Raw genomic sequence first — 19,601 nt, forward strand, 5'->3', positions numbered from 1 at the left:
TTTTAGATTTTAGATTAAGAATCCTCCCTATCCCCCTATCTCCCCATCCCCCCATCTCCCCATCCCCCATCCCCCACTCCCCCACTCCCCTATTCCCCCTCGCGAACAACCAAAACGGCTACATCATCACGACCTCGGTTGAAATCTCGGTACAAAACTCCCGCGATCAGGCTGGGATGTTTGGCTACTAAGCCAGGATAGCGGTCTAAGCGCCACTGGGTACCCAATCCATCAGAGTGCATGACCAAAAGTCCGCCTTTGGGCCAGGGATAGACAAACTCATGAATCTTGCGAACTTCATGCCCAACGGTTCCGTTGTAGGAAACCAGGTTGTTGGTTTTTTCCTGAGCCAGAATCGTACCAGAAATGTTTCCGACTCCAGCAAAACGCACGGTAAGCTGTTCAAAATTAACTTCTGCGATCGCTAAAGCCGCGCCGCGTGTACTCCGCAATGCCGCGTGTGCCGCCTCAACAATCTCTTTGGGACTTTTGCCCAAATTCGCTCGAAATATTCTCACCGCTTCACGGGATGCCTGGGCGGCTTGTGGGCCGTGACCCAAACCATCGGCGACTAGCAGCAAGGTGCGACCGGAATTTTGGTCGGTTGCCCAAGCATCTCCCGAAATCTCCTCACCGATTTTGGGCAAGCACACCACGCCCCTGTCTAAATCACTCTCTACCGGCTTTACGGGTGGGGAGTTTGCCCAGAGTTGAGCTAAACAGGCACTTCCCAGCTTGGGCACCGAATAAATATCAAAAAAAGCCGAGAGACGACTCATGGCTCCCAAACCCGTTCCTGAAGTTCCTGCGGTAGAAAAGCCATCTCGTAGGCACTCGTTGATATTGCTGATTCCTGGCCCTTTGTCTAAGGCTAAGATTTCAATTCCCTCAATCTCGTTCCGGGTCAAAGGTTGTAGCACTAATTCGCCGTCTTTTGCGTGCCGAACCAGGTTATTAGCCGCTTCGGTCACCACAATCCCGACTTTTCCTCGTTCCGTCTCGTTGAATCCCAAACGACTCGCCAGAGCTAGCGCCATCCGTCGCGCTTCACCTGCCTGACTAGACTCTACCATCGGTAAGGCAACAGCTTCTATCATCATTAAGTCACTTCCATTTTGTAATTGTGACGCAGGTGCCTTGTCCAACGTGAGAAACGATCTGGAATTCGTTTACCAGCCGTTTTGTACCACTTAGCCCTAGACCCAGTCCGCTGCCAGTCGTGAATCCGTCTTTGAGCGCCAGATCAATATCTGGAATCCCTGGCCCCTTGTCTTCAAAGGTCAGTCGCAAGCCTCGACGGATTCCTTCTTGTAGGGCTTCCAGCTTGACTGTACCGCCACCGCCATAATCCAGAGTGTTGCGTGCCAACTCACTGGCTGCCGTGACAATCTTGGTCTGGTCTACCAGACTAAAACGTAGTTCCACAGCCCACTGACGCACGGATTGTCGGACTAAGACAACGTCGGCGGAGGACTGGATGCTCATCGTTTCAGACCTCACTATGTCCATCCGCGTTCTCTCTAGCAGAAGCTGCCAACGAGGCACGCAGGCGAGCCATTCCTTTCTCAACATTTAAGGCGGTGCGAATACCGGTCAGGGAAAGTCCCAACTCAACTAGAGTGATGGCAACCGCAGGCTGCATTCCCACCACAACGGTTTCGGCATCTAGTACCTGCGACATCTTGGCAATGTTCCCTAGTATTCGCCCAATGAAGGAATCCACGATTTCCAAGGCTGAGATATCAATCAGCACACCACGAGCACTGATTTGGACAATCCGGTTGGTTAGGTCGTCCTGCAAGGTCATGGCTAGGCGGTCATGCATATCGACTTGGATCGTCACTAACAGGAATTCACCCATTTGCAGGATGGGGATACGTTCCATATAAATAAATCTCCTGACCCTATACCATACCGCGAGTGGTACGACTAATCGACGCCCCAGTTCGCTTGAGAGCTAGCGCAAAGGCATCCGCCAGCGACGCTTTCGTCACCATATCCGCCAGATCGACGCCCAGATATACAATGGTTTGGGCAATCTGAGGACGAATCCCACTTAGGATGCAATCAGCACCCATCAGACGAGCGGCTGTAACTGTTTTGAGTAAGTGCTGAGCCGTCAGAGTATCGACGGTTGGCACACCTGTAATGTCGATAATGGCGACTTCCGAACCCGTCTCAACAATTTTCTGCAACAGAGACTCCATCACCACTTGGGTTCGGGCACTATCCAGGGTGCCAATAATGGGTAGAGCTAAAATGCCGTCCCATAGTTTTACCACTGGCGTTGACAGCTCCATCAGCTCCTCTTGCTGGCGCATAATCACTTCTTCGCGAGTTTTTTGATAGATCTCAGTCGTCCAGAGTCCCAGCTCGTCGAGCAGGTTACTGGCTAGCACAATTTCCTCAATCAGGGTGGCACCATCCTGCGCGAGTTCGGAGCGCAGACGGGTGAAGAGGGGTTGCTTAAACGAGAAAACAAAGGTTGCCGTTTCCGAGGGCGTAAAGCCTTTTTGGGAACGAGTCCGGGAAACACTCGCCAACATTTCTCGCACCCCCTTCCACTCTGGTGTGTGAGTATCACTCAAGTCACTCTGCTGTACGGCATTTTTGAACAGCTCCAGGAACTCTCTGCACTCCTCTCGCAACTCCGTCTCTTTGTGCAAACCTTGGCGGGTACCATCGGTTATTTGCTGTTGCAGCCAATCCTCCAACAGTTGGACTTGATAATTTTTGAGAATCTCTGGAATTTTACTTTTGCCGCTCAAGCTCATCTAACGGCTCCTTCGCTTAGCCGGAATTTTAAAGAGTCATTGTACAGGTCAATCATTAACTAGGCTTTTTGGTTCACTAGCTCGGATGGTGGCGCTGAACACTGAAGTGTCTGGAAATTTCCTGAGTGCACTTAAAGTTTCTCAAGAGGATAATGTTGCCGATGACTGGAGGTAGTCCCTTAAAGGCTGATTGACTTACTCATTATAGGGACAAAGTGAGACAAAATTTACCAACTTCGCTATGATAAAAATTTTGTCCTAATTTTTGAGATTTTTAAACCCTACATTTAGGATATATTTAGAAGATAAACAAACTTTTTAAACGCTTGAATAAATACTCATGCTAGTTTAATTTAGCACTGCATTTAGCGGTAAATTGGTGTCAAATAATTTTCATTTTTTAACGGCAGATGCAGGGACGCCGTTACTAATCAGCTCTATCTTCAGTTACAGGGATTACAAGGAATTGACAATCAGAGTATCTTGAGGAGTTACGGTAGGCTTAATCGTTATCCACTGACCCGTTTGGGGGTCTCGATAAAGTGGTGCTTCAACCAGGGCTTCCTCAACGGATTCAGATGACGGAATCGTTATCCATCGACCCGTTTGGGGGTCTCGATAGGTGGTGAAGGGTTGTTGTCGAGGTTGCTTCCAAAGTGCCATACAATTATCTCCATCGATCAGAATGGCTTGTCCTGATAAAAATATCCTAGTCTGCCCCAAAATAGAGTTTCGTGATTGGTAGCTCTATAATCCGGTGAAGAAGGTCACTGGAAACAGCGATCGCTGACCCTAAAAAGTAGGATGTAAATTACAATTCAAGAGTGATAATTTAGCTTATTATTTGTGATGGCGATCGCAGGACAATTGGAAATCTGTCACACCGATAAATTGTAGTCTGAAGTTGTTAAATAGTGATTAGACAACGCTTATTATGGATTTTTTCCTTACTGTTTTGCCTAGTTCTAGTTTTAGTTGTGAGTATTCGTAATCCAGCAGCCGGTTCAGACCGCACAGAAATTCTTTGGGATACTTGGGGTGTCCCCCATATCTATGGCAAAAGTGATGGAGAACTCTTCCACGCATTCGGCTGGGCGCAGATGCACAGCCATGGTGACTTGATTGTGCGCTTGTACGCTCAAGCACGAGGACGAGCGGCTGAGTATTTGGGTGAAAGTTACCTGGATTCGGATAAATATGTCAGAACCATGGGCATTCCGGAACGAGCCAGGGAATGGTATCAGGCACAAAATCCAACCATGCGCGGCTACCTGGATGCGTTTGCGGCGGGAATGAATGCTTATGCCCAAGAACATCCCGACCAAATTAACAATGAGCTCAAGTCGGTGTTACCGGTGGATGGGGTGGATGTGCTGGCTCACGTTCAGCGGGTGATTCATTTTAACTTTATGATTAACCCGCAGAGTGTGGCGGCGCTGAGTTCTCGTCCCAGTTCGGCGGGTTCCAATGCTTGGGCGATCGCACCCTCTAAATCAGCCAGTGGGAACGCCATGCTACTGGCTAACCCTCATTTACCTTGGTCAGATTTTTATCTGTGGTATGAGGCGCAGCTTAGCGCACCTGGAATGGATGCTTACGGGGTGACTTTGGTGGGAATGCCAATCCTGGCGATCGCATTTAATGAGTCTCTGGGTTGGACAGTGACAGTGAACACCCATGATGGCTGGGATGCTTACGAACTGACACTAGCCGATCAGGGCTATCGTTGGGATGGAAAAGTTCGTCCATTTGAAACCGAAACCCAAACCCTGAAAGTCAAACAGGCAAACGGTACACTACGGGAAGAACCGTTTGTTGTGACGCGATCGCTTCATGGCCCCATTGTCGCCCAACAGGATGGGAAAGCCGTTGCCGTGCGCGTGGTGGGATTAGACCAGCCGAATATGATGGAACAATTGTGGGGCATGGCACGGGCAAGCCAGTTGAGCGAGTTTGAGGCGGCATTAGAGCGCTTGCAGTTGCCGATGTTCAACATCCTCTACGCCGACCATCAGGGTCATATCTTATATGTATTCAACGGTCAGGTGCCCATACACCCAAAAGGAAATTGGAACGACTGGCAGGGTATTGTACCCGCAGATACATCAGCGACGCTGTGGACGAAAACCCACCCCTATCAAGACTTACCTCGTGTCCTCGACCCTCCATCCGGCTGGTTACAGAATGCCAACGATCCACCCTGGACAGTCACATTTCCCCTAGCACTCAATGCTAATGAGTATCCCTCAGATATGGCACCCCGTTTCATGCATTGGCGGGCGCAGCGTTCAGCCAAGCTGCTGATGGAGAAAGAAAAAATCAGCTTTGAGCAGATGATTGCGGATAAGTTCTCGTCCCGCATGGAATTAGCAGATCGAGTTCTGGATGACTTAATTGGGGCGGCGCGTCAGTCAGGTAGCGAGTTAGCGAATCAGGCGGCTGATGTCTTGCAAGCTTGGGATCGCAACGCGGATGCCGAGAGTCGGGGAACCGCACTCTTCGCCGCTTGGGCACGAACCATGCCTGCTCAAAACCGATACGCCAATCCCTGGAACGAAAATTCTCCCCTCACCACACCGAACGGTTTGGCTGACCCTGAAGCTGCCGTCAAGGTGCTGGAAACTGCCGCAACCACGGTAAAATTACTCTACGGAGCTATGGATGTGCCATGGGGTCAGGTGGCTCGGCTACGGTATGGGAAGGTGGATTTACCGGCGAGTGGTGGCCCAGGCATGTTTGGCATTTTTCGGGTGATCGATGTAATCCCTTCTTCAGCGGATGGACGCTTCCAATCCTTTGCGGGTGATACTTATATTGCCGCCATTGAGTTTGCTAATCCTATCCGGGCAAAAGTTCTGAACACTTACGGGAATGCGACTCAGCCAAATTCACCACATGTTGGCGATCAACTGGCTTTGTATGCCCGCAATGAAATGCGACCCGTTTGGCGTACCCGCAAGGAAATAGAAGAACATTTGGAATCGCGCCAAGTTTTTTAGTCTGTCCTTGTATTTGTTGGTATAGCCGCGTTTTCCAACATGGTGTTGGCGAATTCGGATAAATTCTGTAGGGGCACCCCTTGTGAATGCGCTGATTGTGGGTGCCCTAGATCTCGGTATAGGTAGGGCAGGCACAAGACCTGCCCCTACAGCCCCTAATTTTGTGGCGCTTAGGGTCTGACCCCTCGTGAATTGACCAACAGCTTCTTTCTCATCCCTAGGGCTTAGTGCAAGATCTGAGTCGATTAACTTTCTTTTCTCCATCAAAACCTCGCACTGTTCCACCCCATCTGAGGATTTTGGGTAAGCAACCGCTGAAGAATTAGCGGGATTATTCCCTTGAAGCCGAAAGAATTAATACAGCCGTCCAAGTCATGAACCTGTGCCGCAGAAGATGAATGATTCAGGCGTGATTTATTTTATGAGGAGAGATAAATAATGACGATTAATTTTAACCCCAATCTTCTTCCTAACGATGGTCCTAGTGATGAACTGATTGCTGAAAAATTAGGAGCTTTATTGCTGGGCGACCCCGATGCATTTCAGGAGGAGACCGAGTTGCCAGCAACTAGAGGATGGGATGCAGCAACCTTTAACTTGATTTTTGACGAAGATGAAGATGAGGATGAGGAAATAGAAGTGGAAGCGGCATGACTCTACCCCCAGAGAGTGGCTTGTTTCCAGTGAAAGCATTATCTTTCAGGATAATGGGTTAATACTGATGGTAGATACAATCCCCATCTGCCTAGGCGGTGGGGGAGTTGAAGTCGTCGCTATTGGAGAATCGTTATGTCAAAAGAGAAAAAGAGCAACAAAGAAACTAAAAAGCCTAAAAAAGAAACTGATGGGAGTAAAAAACAAAAGAAAGACCCCAAAAGATATGATGGGCTGTAACACGCTGAGCTAGACAAAAGTACACCCTTTCACAAGAAGCAGGTAGCAGGAAAGAAGCGCGATTAGCTGTCATCCAGCGTTCAAGGGGCGATCGCACAACTGGGAACAAGAGCGATCGCCTTCCCCAATTCGGTAGGATGAGCATAGGTTTACCCGAACTGCGGCTGTATGGTTAAAACACCCTCTCAGCATTGGACAATTCCTCCCCTGGAAAATGGGGATTAACAGGGTAATTTAGGCAACTTAACGATAAAGCTTGTCCCCTTGCCCTCCTCACTTTCCACTTCAATCGTCCCTTGATGCGCCTCAATAATACTCTTTACTAAAAATAATCCTAATCCCCATCCCGTTTGATCCTCCGCAGAGGTGGTTCGACGAAATTGTTGAAATAGGATGGATTGAGCATCTGAGGCTATCGGATTGCCTTCATTATGGATAGTAAGGCTGATCTGCGTTTCAGTTTGCTGGAGCGTGAGTGTAATCGGCGTGCTAGGAGCACCATATTTCACAGCGTTAATTGCTAAATTTTCAATCACCCGCCGTATTTCTTTACGGCTGCAATAGCTCCTGATATCAGAATCACAGACTACAACAAACCGCTCTCCATAAGTGAAGCTCAAATCCTCCACTACGTCTTGGACTAGCCTGTCTAAATAGCATTCTTCAAATTCAAGCTTTAAGCCCTGTCCTGCCCGCAGCCGACTCGCATCGAGCAGATTTTGAATCATCGAATCCAGCCGATCGATCGAACTGATCATCCTCGCTGCCACATCAACGTGGGTATCTCCTCGTTCAAGCCGACGCAGAATCAGTTGAGTTCCCATTTTTACAACATTAAGGGGGCCTCTCAGATCGTGAGTTAACGTCACCATAAATAACTCTTGAATATCTTGCAGCGTCTGGGAGAATTGAGTGGCAGCGTCGTTAACGGCTTGCTCAATGGAGCCGATAATGATGTCTCGTTCCCTCACTCCTAAAGGTGCTTCTTCCTCTAAAACTTGAAAGATTACTTGACGGAGGATGTGGTACTCGAAAATGAGTTGACTCATGGAGTAGTCAGCATAGCCCGCCCGTTCATGCCCATGCTGCTTGCCAATGCGAGTGCTTTGTGCCTTATCGGCTTCTATTCGGACAGGTGTCCTGACAATCCTGTTTGAGAGTTCATCTACCAGTTGGTTTAAGTACTTAGGTAGTGAATTTTGCAAGACAAGAGAGTCCTGATGCATCGATGCAGCAACTTCATCACGCGCCCGCCGCTCCCACAGTTGCATAATTCTTTCACCATTTTGCTTAAGACGGTCAGAAGCAGCGTTAGACATAGATTGCAGGAGAACCAAAACGAGGAAAGAGTCAGCTTTAAGCTCCCTGAGATTGTAACAATATCTTGATTCAATTCCAGCCAGACTTAACCAGCATTGAAGCTTGTTGCATCAGCATGGCGGGAGGTAGCTGTGAAGAAGCGCGATCGCCTTCCCCAATTCGGTAGGATGAGCATAGGTTTACCCCAACTGCGGCTGTATGGTTAAAACCCCTTCCCAGCATTGGACAATTCCCCCTTTAGAAAATGGCGATCGCTTAAACCGTTACGAATTCGAGCGCCGCTACAATGTCATGCCCAACTTGAGAAAAGCCGAGTTAATCGAAGGGATTGTCTACATACCTGCTGCTGTGCGCTTCAAGAGTCACAGTCAACCTCATGGTTGGATTGTGGCATGGCTAGGAACCTACGAAGCTATGACTCCCGGTGTTGCTTTGGGAGTCCAACCAACGGTGCGTCTCGATATCGACAACGAACCACAACCTGATGCTGTACTCCTAATCATGCCAGAAGTCGGTGGGCAGTCACGACTGAGTGAGGATGATTATATTGAAGGTGTTCCAGAGTTGGTTGTGGAAATTGCCGCTAGCAGTGTAGCCATCGACCTTCACGCTAAAAAACAAGCCTATCGCCGTAATGGTGTCAAGGAATATATCGTCTGGCAAGTGTTCGATCAAACAATTAGCTGGTTCTATTTAGAAAAGGGTGAGTATCTTGATTTACCCACTGATACCGATGGAATTATCAGGAGTCGAGTCTTTCCTGGGTTGTGGTTAGCGGTTTCAGAGTTATTAGCTGGGAATATGCAGCATGTCTTGGCAGTTTTACAAGAGGGAATAAAATCTCCTGAACATGGGGCATTTGTCCAGAAATTAGCTAGCGATTAATCAGCCAATTGTGAGGTAATTTTGATGGGTCTTTCTTGCCAAACTTGAGTGACGCTTGAGGGTGCAGTAAGTAAAAAACTTATTTTTGGGATTTCAGGAATTTTCAATCTATCGTTATGACAAACTTCAGTTCAAATGACAGCACCGAATTACTCTCTATAGCCCAAACTGCAAAGCTACTAAGTGTTACTCGTCAGCGAGTTCACGACTTAATTAAAAATGGTCAGGTTATAGCTCGTAAACTTGGACGTTATTATTATATAGAGGCTGGTGAAGTAGAGAGATACAAAAATCAGCCTACCGGAAAACCTTATCAACCACGTCGTACAACTTCTCAAGAAAACTCTATTGACAACTGTCAATAGAATTCGTAGACTCAAGCTATACTAAGGTAATCAAGGTTCAATGAATGCTCCCTTTTCAACTGATTGCAACTAATGTTGCCACTCAACAAGGGCTAAAACAGGTTTATACAAGTGAGTATGGCGTTTTATATCAGGGAGACTGCCTTAAACTGCTGTTAGCACTACCTGATGAGTCTGTGGATCTCGTATTTGCTGACCCACCCTTTAATCTTGGCAAAGAATATGGTGAAGGTGTCAGCGATCAGATGGAGACAGATAGATACTTAATCTGGTCACAACAATGGTTGAGTGAGAGTATTCGGGTACTAAAAGAAGGTGGCAGTCTATTTGTATTCAACTTGCCTAAGTGGTGTATAGAGTACGGTGCATACCTCAATCAGCAAGGAATGTTGTTTAGGCATTGGATTGCTTGCAGAATGCCGAAAGCTTTTCCTAGAGGTAAAAAGATGTCTCCTGCTCATTACGGACTACTCTATTACACCAAGGGGCAACCAGCAGTTTTCAACAAAGTTTACACACCTATTCAAGTTTGTCGGCATTGCGGCGGAGAAATTCGTGACTATGGTGGTCATCGAAAAAAACTCAATGAGAAAGGGATTAATTTGATGGATGTTTGGGATGCGCCAGAAGATGTTTGGGAGGATGCTCATGAAGCTGATCCTACTGAAGTTTTATGGGCGTTGGCAGAAGAAATGTGGGCTGATATTCCACCAGTTCGGCATCGTCGGCACAAAAAACGAGTTCCAAACGAACTCGCTCCCATTATGCTAGAGCGAATTATTGCAATGGCATCTAATTCAGGGCAAATTGTAGTTGATCCGTTTGGGGGTTCAGGTACTACATTTTATGCAGCAGAAAAACTACATCGTTATTGGATTGGTTCAGAAATTGGAGACATAGATCCAGCCGTAGAACGACTGACTGATCTAGCTAACGGAATTATGGAGCAATGGGAATCGGCAAGGGGAAGTAAGAAATTGAAGCCATGCAAAGCAACGGCATCACAACTGCAAATTCCTTTCTCTACATAGCTTTTCTTTTAGACAAACTCAGACCAATGCACGACCGTCTGTTCCCTTGGTAATCGTTGGTACATTGTTGTCTACCCGATCGTGTTCAATCACAAAGATTGCCAGGAAACCTGCTTCAATCCGAACTGCCCGCCAAACATCAAAGTATGGCTCTAGTTCTTCATAGTTACCGATTCGATCCGTTAGGTAAGGATAAATTTTTCTACTGGGGAGTACTAACGCAGCACCCAGAAAAACACCCCGTAGTAATCCAAGCATTATTTTATTAACAGATCGATGGCTTGAGGAAATATTCCCAGTTTCCCACTCAAGAGCGAAAAGATGATTATCAATAACCTTTGTTGCATCTACTTTTCCTGGCGATTTGGTTGCATAGTTAATTGAAGTTTCAAGTCCCCACGCAAATCGATCCTTCAACGCAGTCATGCAAGCTGCTTTAATGGGTTTAACACCATTTCCATGCTTTTTGGGATTGATTGTAAAGTCGGATGTCCCAGGAGGATGCACAATCAAAGAGATAGCATCACGAATTTCAGCACGAATGATAGACCAATCGCTTGATTCTTCAAAACTGCCAACACTGATTAAAGAAACCTCTTGAACAATCTTCATACTGACTACTTACCTAACTTCGCTACGCAAGAGTAGTGCAGTTTTGCCTGTTTATTCTGAGAGTTAAGCTTAGTTTCTACATTGTTCTACAGATTTACGGTGGTTTCCGGTGGTCTCTTTCTTACCCTCACCCTCCTTTGATTTCGGTAGGATGAGCATAGGTTTACCCCAACTGCGGCTGTATGGTTAAATGTACTCCTGATCATGCCAGAAGCTGGTGGGAAGTCGCGACTGAGTGAGGATGATTATATTGAAGACGCTCCAGAGTTGATCGTCGAAATTGCCGCTAGCAGTGTAGCCATCGACCTTCACGCTAAAAAACAAGCCTATCGCCGTAATGGTGTCAAGGAATATGAAGAATTAGCCTCAGCCTTCAGGAGTCACAAGGGCACTTGAAGACTGGAGTGACCTATTTTCTGACCTTTTCTTTGCCAAGAGGCAGCCTTCATCACGCCACGATTACTCATTTCCTTGCTGATAGTTGAAGGATTGGCCAAGCCTTGCAACGGCTGGGAACGTCTCTTGGTGGATTGCCATTTCTCCTTACATCGGTGGTTGCCTGATAGTAGAAAAGCCCTGACAACTTCTGTTAAGTCAGTGAAACAGAGAGTTTTGAAAATGTAGGCGATCGCGCCTAAGTTCATGGCTTGGTCTTTCTTGTCCACATCGCTAATTATCACAATGGGTATGTGTATCAGTTCAGGCTGCCGCTTGATCCAAGACAGTAAGCAAAGACCGGATAGATGAGGCATTGTTACACTGATCAGTATCAAATCAGGTAGGGGATAACACTGCTGATTAGCCTCATTTTTTTTGCCCTTTAGGTAATTTATCGCTTCCTCTTTGTTCTCAACCAATTTGACGGAAAGACCTAACTCTGTACCTTCACCAACCGATGAAATAGGAGGGTAAGAAAGGTCTATTTTGTTCAAACTAGAGGAATTATAATTCGCCGTCTTTTCCATAGGCTTTGACCAAGCCGCGAATAAGTTAACCTTATTCAGGAGACGCTTATTGAGGGCACGCTGAATCAGAAATTGATCGTCAGGATTATCTTCGACTAACAGAATGGTACTATTCATTCGCACCCTCAACTTGGAGATGATTATGGAAGATTCAGCAACCTGGATTAATAAGTAACAATCACTACAAAGAATGAGTGTTCTTACCGCTCTCTTGTAACCTAAAGGTTGTTTTTATCTCCAACCTCTGCTGTAAGAAGGAGGTCAATGTTAAGTCAGGGAGTGATTCTGGATACACAGAACCCATGACAATGGCGTCAATTCATGCGCTAGAGTCGGGGCGTTATCAACTGCAACACCTGACTTAGCAACGGAATTATGTGGAAAGCATTGAGTGGATTTGGATTGCTGACAGGGGCGACTTACCCGTTTCGGGTTCTAGCGGTTTTCAGGCGCACCCCCCGTCTCTGGGGGTATGTCGCTATACCGATTCTGGTCAATTTTATCGTCGGTGTTGTCCTGTATACGGGATTACTCTTCTTTGGTTGGGACAGCGTGGCGTATCTCATGGGAAGTCTGACTCATTGGATAGACTCCCTCATCACCCACCTTCCAAGATGGCTGGGTATTTTAGATTATTTAATTATTGGTATTGGCTGGTTGCTGCGTTTGCTACTGGTAGTCGGATTACTGCTGCTGACTGGCTTTGTACTCGTGCAATTTGGAGTGTTGCTGGGTGCGCCGTGGTATGGTCAACTTTCTGAGCAGTTGGAGGAACTTCGCACAGGTCAGCTCCATATAGTAGAAGTGGGCATTGTGCAAGATATTGGACGAGCCATCTTATTTGAGTTGAAAAAACTGGTGCTAGCTGTGGGCGTGGGGATTGTATTGCTCCTGTTGAACTTAGTACCGGGAATTGGGACGTTAGCCGCTACAGTCGGTGGCTTTGCACTGGCGACAACCCTTGTCTGCCTCGACTTTATGGATGCACCCCTCGAACGCCGACGCCTGCGCTTTCGGGAAAAGCTGAGAATTGTATTCCGCAGTTTACCGGCGAGTGCTAGTTTTAGTTGGGTTTGTTTGGCACTGGTGAGTGTGCCACTGTTGAATCTTCTAACAATTCCGCTGTGTGTGGCATCGGGAACGTTGTTTTTTTGCGATCAGGTTTTACCGGGTGGCGTAGGCGATCGGGTTTTAAGCTAACGCGCATTTATAGCAGAACGCAGAAGGCAAAAGGCAGAAGGCAGAGGGAAGAAGGGAATTACCTAGACTGACTTTGCCACTCTAAAAGTACCGCTCGACACTGGAGGCAAGTTAAATCTTGAAGTAAGCTGCGAATGCCTTCCGATGTCGTGGGATAGGTAGCTGCCAAAAGTTCAGGGTTTACCGATATTGTCGGGTCTATTTCTGCTACAAAACCGTAGAGTTTTTGGTTGGAGAACGAACTATTAATCGCCCAGCCGCTAGGGTTAAGGAGAGTAAGGTGTGCGATCGCATCCTCCGTTAAGCCCAATTCCTTCTCTAAAATTTTCGGCACCACCGTTTCTGGTGTTCGCCCCTCACTGACGCGCCCACCCGGAAAATCGAGCGTCGCTTCTCCCAATCCAGGGCGATAATTCAGCCGGGGAAACAGTAGCTGACCGCCCTGAAGGGTCAAAATAACTACGGAATCTGTTTTTTCCACCCGCCAATAATCTATAACTTGCTGGCGATCGTCTTCTAGATGTTCACCCAATAGCGTGAACCAAGGGGAACGGATTTCCAAAAAGCGGTCTAGGGTTTTCCAGTGCTGTTGGCGAGTTTCATCCATAATATTTTTCAGTAGATTTATCCGGTATTGAGGGTAATGGAATATAAAAAACTCGGCGATAGCGATTTGTTAGTATCTGAAATCTGCTTGGGAACGATGACGTATGGTCATCAGAACACGATAGAGGACGCCAGCCAGCAACTCGACTATGCGGTTGCCCAAGGCATCAACTTCATCGATACTGCCGAGATGTATCCGGTACCGGGACGTGCCCAAACTCAGGGGAAGACAGAAGAATATATTGGTGAGTGGTTAGTTCAGCAGCCGCGAGACAAACTTATTATCGCCACCAAGGTAGCAGGCCCCTCCTCTCGCTTAAGTTGGATTCGAGGGGAAAAACACCAAATTGACCGTCCCAACGTCGAGCAAGCCGTAGAGGACAGCCTCAAGCGTTTACGCACAGATTACATCGACCTCTATCAAATTCACTGGCCCGATCGCTATGTTCCCCTATTTGGTGCACCGGATTACGACAAGGCGCAGGAACGAGATACGATACCCATTGCCGAACAACTGGAAATTTTTGCCGACCTGATCAAAGCGGGTAAAATTCGCTACTTGGGTTTGAGTAATGAGACACCTTGGGGGGTATGTGAGTTTTGCCATTTAGCGAAACAGTTGGGATTGCCGAAAGTCGTCTCGATTCAGAATGCTTTCAACTTAATGAACCGGGTGTTTCAGATTCACCTTACCGAAGCGTGTCGGTTCAATAATGTAGGTTTGTTGGCTTATAGTCCTTTGGGATTTGGTGTTTTGACGGGAAAACATCTAGGTGGCAAAGCGGGAAATTCTCGGATGGCTTTGTTTCCGGGATTTGGTCAGCGCTATGACAAAACCAATATGATGGAAGCGGTAAGGGCTTATGTGGAGATTGCCCACAAACATAACCTGACGCCGGCACAGTTAGCGTTGGCATTTGTGCGATCGCGCTGGTTTGTTACCAGTACCATTATTGGGGCAACCACGATGGGACAGCTTAAGGAGAATCTCAGTAGTTTAGAGGTGACGCTGGATAAAGATATTTTGGCAGAAATCGATACGGTTTATGCTCGGTATCCTAATCCCACTCCATAAGCGATAAGTCTTCGATCATCAACGGTTTGCACCCATCACGCAGGAAAATATTCTCCCCTTGTTTCACCTGCTTCCCCGGTCTGTTTTCAAGTCAGGCGCTTCTCCTAAAATTAAACATCTCCCCTAGGTTAGGTTAACGCTCTTCCCAATATCAATTCATCGATTAAACTTTGATGGGTTTTGCTATTGCTCTAGCCAACCTACAAATCTGAGCCTTCGAGTACCTTGTAAGCTTTCGGGTGCATCCTGCTGGGGAAATATATCTCCTCAGCTCAAGGTGGAATGAAGTATACAGATTGGCGCAAATTGCGTCTTGATTCTCGTGGAAATGCCCCCTAAGCGGGCACTTTTTGGGTGTAGCTACGACTTGATTCTTACCCTAACCAAAAGGTGGCTACCAAAGGAGATTTAATTATGATCAGAAAAATCTTTACACACAATATTCATCCCTGCCCTAACTTTTTCCGAAAAAAGAATAGGGCACAACAGGAAAAAATCCTGGCTTTTTTTCTATTGCCTTTGGCTTATTTTTTTTTACCTTCTTTAGTACGGGCACAATCCATTGTTCCAGCGGCTGACGGCACTGGCACGGTTGTAACGCCTACTGGCAATCAACTCGACATCACGGGCGGACAAACCTCCAGTGATGGGGCAAACCTTTTCCACAGTTTCTCTCAATTCAACCTTAATCAAAACCAGATTGCAAACTTCCTCTCCAATCCATCCATTCAAAATATTTTGGGTCGAGTCAGCAGTGGAGAGGCTTCCATTATTAATGGTCTAATTCAGGTTACAGGGGGTAATTCCAACTTATTTTTGCTCAACCCCGCCGGCATTGTTTTTGGTTCTAATGCAAGCCTAAACGTACCTGCGTCTTTTACTGCCACTACGGCTACAGGTATGGGTTTCGGCAATCATTGGCTCAATGCCACGGGTGTTGCTGACTATCCAGCACTCGTCGGGACGCCCGATACTTTTGCTTTCAATACCTCCACCCCTGGCGCAATTGTCAATGCTGGCAACCTGGCAGTGGGACAAGGACAAAACTTAACTCTTTTAGGAGGTACGGTAGTCAGTACCGGGCAACTATCTGCCCCCGGAGGACATATCACCGTCGCCGCCGTACCAGGCTCCCATTTTGTGCGCCTGAAGCAACCTGGAAGCGTACTGAGCTTGGACATTCAACCGCAGACGGGCAGTGGTAGTCAACCGGAGAACTGGACTTTACCCATTGCCTCTCTACCGGAACTGCTCACGGGTGGCAATGTCGGAAATGCCACGGGATTAACGGTCAACAGCAATGGAACCGTGCAACTCACGAGTTCCGGCATGGCTGTAGAAACTGGGGATGTGGTAGCGCAGAATGTAACCGCTCAAACGGCAACACTATCCGCTAACCGCAATTTAACCTTAGTGGAAAGTCAACTCGTTACGTCTGGGAATATGACCCTTTTGGCAAAGGATACGGTACGAGTGCGGGATAGCGTGACAAATCCGTTTATGGCTCAGGCAGGGGGAAAACTCTACATTCAGGGCGATCGCAATATCGATATTTTGGCACTCAACCATCCCCAGACTCCGTTTACTAGCGGTGGTCAACTTAGTTTAGTCAGTAATGGTGATATTTCCGGCGATGCTCACTTTGCCAGTAATGGCTTCTCGATTCTCAACTTGGCAGGCGCTCCTGGTAATTTTGTTAGCCTTTACGACCCTATTATTAGTTCAAATGGTGATGTCACGTTTGGAAATTACACAGGTACCGCACTTAAGGTAGAGTCCACAGGCAGCATCACGGCTGGGAATATCAGAATTACTGGCCCGGATACGGCTTTGTTGGCGGGTTCTGATCCAGATATTCCAATTTTGCAGAATAGTCCAGCCCTAATTTTGCGAGCGGGTTTGACGACCTTAGCCAATTCCCCGAATGTTCCTACTCAAGTAGGGCAAACAGCCTTTACCCCTTCTGGAACCTCGTCATCTCCGGCAACTATTACTGTCGGGAATATCGACACCTCGAATCAAGGTCAAGGCAGTGCTGGCCCTGTTATATTATCGGCTCCCGGCAACATTACCACCAACAACATTACTTCCAACGATCAGGGACAGGGCGATGCTGGTTCTGTAACGTTGACTAGCACCCAGGGCAACATTAGCACAGGTGATATACTTGCCAACGATCAAGGCCCAGGCGATGCGGGTTCGATCACGCTGAGGGCTGGAGGTACGAATACCATCGGCGTCCCCAATGTCCAGAATCAAGGTCCTGGTAATAATGGCACTTTGTCCATAGTACCCAGTCCGAATCCTTCACCCAGTCCCAGTCCCTCACCCAGCCCCAGTCCCTCACCGAGTCCGAATCCTTCACCAAGTCCGAGTCCTTCACCAAGCCCAAGTCCTTCCACCAGTCAAAATCCCATACCCGTTCCCACTCCGTCACCCACCTCAAACTCTTCAACAGGCAATACAGGTAGTGGTGGCTCAACCAACAATACAGGTAGTGGTAGCACAACCAGCAATACAGGTAGTGGTGGCTCAACCAGCAATACAGGTAGTGGTGGCTCAACTAGCAATACAGGTAGTGGTGGCTCAACCAGCAATACAGGTAGTGGTGGCTCAACCAGCAATACAGGTAGTGGTAGCTCAACTAGCAATACAGGTAGTGGTGGCTCAACCAGCAATACAGGTAGTGGTGGCTCAACCAGCAATACAGGTAGTGGTGGCTCAACCAGCAATACAGGTAGTGGTAATGTCAACTCGCCTGGAGGGGATGCAACGAACACCGATGCTAGAACGGAAGAACCGACTCAACCGAGTACTAATGCAGATCGCAACAATGTGGATGCTACGTCGGCTTCCACGGAGGCTGCATCACAAATGTTTTCCCGGCTGGAAGGGCTTTTCTCGCAACAATACCAGCAGTATTTGGACTTACCTGCTGATACACCAGTTTCAACCCTGGCAGATGCCCGTAACATTCTCCTGAATATTGAGCAAGCCACTGGCGTGAAACCGGCACTCATCTATATCGCGTTTGTACCCCAGAATCCAAGCCGTGAGAATCCTGCTTCGCAAGAGTTGAGTCAGGAAAATCCTCCCTCCCAGAGTAAGAATAGCGATCGCTTAGAATTGCTGGTGGTGACGGCTCAAGGAGTGCCGATTCGCAAGCCGATTGAGGGAGCGACGCGATCGCAAGTCATGAAAGTTGCAAATGAGTTTCGTTCGGAGGTAACCCGCTCCCGCAGGGATAAGAGCTATCTAACTCCAGCGCGACAACTCTATCGATGGTTAGTGGCTCCTGTGGAAGCCGATTTACAAGCGCGAGGCATTGAGAACGTGACAATGGTGATGGACATGGGCTTGCGTTCTCTTCCCATTGCCGCTCTCCATGATGGTCAACAGTTTCTGATCGAGAAATACAGCGTTGGCTTGATGCCCAGTCTGACGCTGACGGATACCCGCTACAAGGATATTAAAAACTCGCAGATTCTAGCGATGGGGGCGTCGCAATTTGTTGAGCAAAAACCGTTACCGGCTGTGCCGCTAGAATTATCCACGATTACTGATTCTGTATGGCAAGGCGAATTCTTTCTCAACGAGGCATTCACCCTAGAAAACCTTAAGGCACAGCGACAACAGCAACCGTTTGGGATCATCCACCTGGCTACTCATGCTTCTTTCCAAGCGGGAAGTCCCAGCAACTCTTACATTCAACTTTGGGACAGCAAACTGCGGCTGAACCAACTACGACAATTAGGCTGGAATAACCCACCCGTCGAGTTATTAGTCTTGAGTGCCTGTCAGACAGCGTTGGGGAATCATGATGCTGAATTAGGCTTTGCAGGGTTAGCTGTGCAAGCTGGGGTTAAGTCAACTTTGGGCAGTTTGTGGTTTGTGAGTGATGAGGGAACGCTGGGGTTAATGACAGAGATGTATCAGCAGCTAAAGCAGGCACCGATTAAAGGAGAGGCATTGCGGCAAACACAACTGGCAATGCTCAAAGGACAGGTGTATTTCAAAGGGAGCCAATTAGTCACGAGTCGTCAATCAGTGCCTCTTTCAGGAGAACTCGCCGAGATAGGAGACAAGAGTTTTGAACATCCTTATTTTTGGGCTGCTTTTACGCTCGTTGGTAATCCTTGGTAATGCTGTTTGTGGCTAGAACAATGGATTCAAAACTTACACCAATCGGCTTTTAAGGAGTTATGTCGAATCCGTTGGCATGGGAATCATATTTTTTTAACCGATGCAAATGGAAATGATATTACAGTTGAGCCGCAAGTTCTTGGAAAATTGGCAGGAGTCGGTCAACATCCAGGACAAAAATAGTGAGTGGTGTTTCATTTTGGGGAATAACTGCCACATGACTCGCGACATCTAGCGTATCCGCCCGGCGGTAAGATTCTGGTAAAACACGAATCATTGCTCGTGGAACTTCCATTAAAGCGGGAGTCTCCACGACTGGAATTCCATAGAGTTCACTTGTGGTGTTTTGCACAACTATCAGATAACCGCTTACGTTAGATTCGCTGAGTTGACTAGCTTTAAAAAAGCGCTGGTGCAAATCTATAACTGTAATTTCACCCTCGCCTAAATGGGTTACTCCCACCGCACCTAATCCACTCCCATAAGTGGATTTGTGATTAACGACTTTGTAAACTGACTCAATTCGCAAAGCCAGATTTAGACGCCCTATGTTGAAGACAATGAGTTTTACTAATGATGCGGTTGTCCTTGTTCTTGAAAGCTCAGACTCACCAGATTGTAAGTGAATTAACTGATTGCTCATAGCTAATTAGTGATTGGTCATGAATGATACTAAATTTGGGTTAGCTGGTAATTGGTGCTAATTTCATTAACTATTACCCATTACCTATT

General features: G+C 47.4%; 19 protein-coding genes and 1 pseudogene. 9 read left to right on the forward strand and 11 right to left on the reverse strand.

Translation table 11 applies throughout. The features are described from left to right. Positions 1-89 precede the first annotated feature (89 nt). The 5 genes from NDI48_20665 to NDI48_20685 all read right to left on the reverse strand — a co-directional run bounded on the left by NDI48_20665 (position 90) and on the right by NDI48_20685 (position 3,437). Entirely contained in the window at positions 90-1,100 is a 1,011-nt protein-coding gene (locus NDI48_20665; GenBank protein MEP0833582.1) for a SpoIIE family protein phosphatase, read from the reverse strand. A 4-nt stretch (positions 1,101-1,104) separates the two neighbouring features. Continuing rightward, positions 1,105-1,485 carry an anti-sigma regulatory factor gene (locus tag NDI48_20670; protein MEP0833583.1) on the reverse strand — a complete coding sequence of 127 codons (381 nt, stop codon included), beginning with the start codon at positions 1,483-1,485 and terminating at the stop codon, positions 1,105-1,107. 4 nt (positions 1,486-1,489) lie between these two features. Further along, on the reverse strand, positions 1,490-1,885 hold the full coding sequence (locus NDI48_20675) for an STAS domain-containing protein (GenBank protein ID MEP0833584.1): 396 nt from the start codon (positions 1,883-1,885) through the stop codon (positions 1,490-1,492). Positions 1,886-1,904: 19 nt separating this feature from the next. Beyond that, positions 1,905-2,774, reverse strand: a complete 870-nt coding sequence (locus NDI48_20680) for an STAS domain-containing protein (GenBank protein ID MEP0833585.1) — start codon at positions 2,772-2,774, stop codon at positions 1,905-1,907. A gap of 456 nt (positions 2,775-3,230) precedes the next feature. Continuing rightward, on the reverse strand, positions 3,231-3,437 hold the full coding sequence (locus NDI48_20685) for a hypothetical protein (GenBank protein ID MEP0833586.1): 207 nt from the start codon (positions 3,435-3,437) through the stop codon (positions 3,231-3,233). Positions 3,438-3,751: 314 nt separating this feature from the next. Here NDI48_20685 and NDI48_20690 point away from each other — a divergent pair, with 314 nt between their 5' ends. Both NDI48_20690 and NDI48_20695 read left to right on the forward strand, forming a co-directional pair. Next, the gene (locus NDI48_20690; GenBank protein MEP0833587.1) at positions 3,752-5,773 is read left to right on the forward strand and encodes an acylase; all 2,022 of its coding nucleotides are present in this window, start codon (positions 3,752-3,754) and stop codon (positions 5,771-5,773) included. A gap of 438 nt (positions 5,774-6,211) precedes the next feature. Next, positions 6,212-6,427, forward strand: a complete 216-nt coding sequence (locus NDI48_20695) for a hypothetical protein (protein ID MEP0833588.1) — start codon at positions 6,212-6,214, stop codon at positions 6,425-6,427. 461 nt (positions 6,428-6,888) lie between these two features. On the opposite strand, the gene NDI48_20700 is transcribed toward NDI48_20695, so the two are convergent. Beyond that, positions 6,889-7,986: a HAMP domain-containing histidine kinase gene (locus tag NDI48_20700; protein MEP0833589.1), complete on the reverse strand. Its 1,098-nt coding sequence runs from the start codon at positions 7,984-7,986 to the stop codon at positions 6,889-6,891. A gap of 70 nt (positions 7,987-8,056) precedes the next feature. Next, positions 8,057-8,209, reverse strand: coding sequence for a hypothetical protein (locus NDI48_20705; protein MEP0833590.1), 153 nt, complete (start codon positions 8,207-8,209; stop codon positions 8,057-8,059). On the opposite strand from NDI48_20705, the gene NDI48_20710 reads away from it, so the two are divergent. From NDI48_20710 to NDI48_20720, 3 genes are all read left to right on the forward strand, one after another. Further along, on the forward strand, positions 8,186-8,872 hold the full coding sequence (locus NDI48_20710) for a Uma2 family endonuclease (GenBank protein ID MEP0833591.1): 687 nt from the start codon (positions 8,186-8,188) through the stop codon (positions 8,870-8,872). The two genes, NDI48_20705 and NDI48_20710, sit on opposite strands and share 24 nt — an antisense overlap. Positions 8,873-8,988: 116 nt before the next feature. Next, positions 8,989-9,237: a helix-turn-helix domain-containing protein gene (locus NDI48_20715; protein MEP0833592.1), complete on the forward strand. Its 249-nt coding sequence runs from the start codon at positions 8,989-8,991 to the stop codon at positions 9,235-9,237. A 44-nt stretch (positions 9,238-9,281) separates the two neighbouring features. Beyond that, the gene (locus NDI48_20720; protein ID MEP0833593.1) at positions 9,282-10,268 is read left to right on the forward strand and encodes a site-specific DNA-methyltransferase; all 987 of its coding nucleotides are present in this window, start codon (positions 9,282-9,284) and stop codon (positions 10,266-10,268) included. A gap of 18 nt (positions 10,269-10,286) precedes the next feature. Here NDI48_20720 and NDI48_20725 read toward each other — a convergent pair whose 3' ends face one another. Beyond that, positions 10,287-10,880 carry a restriction endonuclease gene (locus tag NDI48_20725; GenBank protein ID MEP0833594.1) on the reverse strand — a complete coding sequence of 198 codons (594 nt, stop codon included), beginning with the start codon at positions 10,878-10,880 and terminating at the stop codon, positions 10,287-10,289. Positions 10,881-11,072: 192 nt separating this feature from the next. Between NDI48_20725 and NDI48_20730 the strand changes: the two are divergent. Continuing rightward, positions 11,073-11,234, forward strand: a pseudogene (locus NDI48_20730) (Uma2 family endonuclease). A gap of 26 nt (positions 11,235-11,260) precedes the next feature. On the opposite strand, the gene NDI48_20735 reads toward NDI48_20730, so the two are convergent. After that, positions 11,261-11,962, reverse strand: a complete 702-nt coding sequence (locus NDI48_20735; GenBank protein ID MEP0833595.1) for a response regulator — start codon at positions 11,960-11,962, stop codon at positions 11,261-11,263. Between the two features lie 258 nt (positions 11,963-12,220). Between NDI48_20735 and NDI48_20740 the strand changes: the two genes are divergently transcribed. Next, positions 12,221-13,045, forward strand: coding sequence for an EI24 domain-containing protein (locus tag NDI48_20740; protein ID MEP0833596.1), 825 nt, complete (start codon positions 12,221-12,223; stop codon positions 13,043-13,045). Between the two features lie 58 nt (positions 13,046-13,103). Here the strand turns inward: NDI48_20740 and NDI48_20745 are convergent, their stop codons facing one another. Beyond that, entirely contained in the window at positions 13,104-13,652 is a 549-nt protein-coding gene (locus NDI48_20745) for an NUDIX domain-containing protein (GenBank protein MEP0833597.1), read from the reverse strand. A gap of 36 nt (positions 13,653-13,688) precedes the next feature. Here NDI48_20745 and NDI48_20750 point away from each other — a divergent pair, with 36 nt between their 5' ends. Together NDI48_20750 and NDI48_20755 are read left to right on the forward strand one after the other, a co-directional pair. Beyond that, entirely contained in the window at positions 13,689-14,726 is a 1,038-nt protein-coding gene (locus NDI48_20750; protein MEP0833598.1) for an aldo/keto reductase, read from the forward strand. Positions 14,727-15,140: 414 nt separating this feature from the next. Then, the gene (locus tag NDI48_20755) at positions 15,141-18,869 is read left to right on the forward strand and encodes a CHAT domain-containing protein (GenBank protein MEP0833599.1); all 3,729 of its coding nucleotides are present in this window, start codon (positions 15,141-15,143) and stop codon (positions 18,867-18,869) included. 118 nt (positions 18,870-18,987) lie between these two features. Here NDI48_20755 and NDI48_20760 read toward each other — a convergent pair whose 3' ends face one another. Next, positions 18,988-19,512: a chemotaxis protein CheW gene (locus NDI48_20760; protein ID MEP0833600.1), complete on the reverse strand. Its 525-nt coding sequence runs from the start codon at positions 19,510-19,512 to the stop codon at positions 18,988-18,990. Between the last annotated feature and the right edge of the window lie 89 nt (positions 19,513-19,601).

The organism is Microcoleus sp. AS-A8 (assembly GCA_039962225.1).
In the GTDB taxonomy this organism is placed as follows: domain Bacteria; phylum Cyanobacteriota; class Cyanobacteriia; order Cyanobacteriales; family Coleofasciculaceae; genus Allocoleopsis.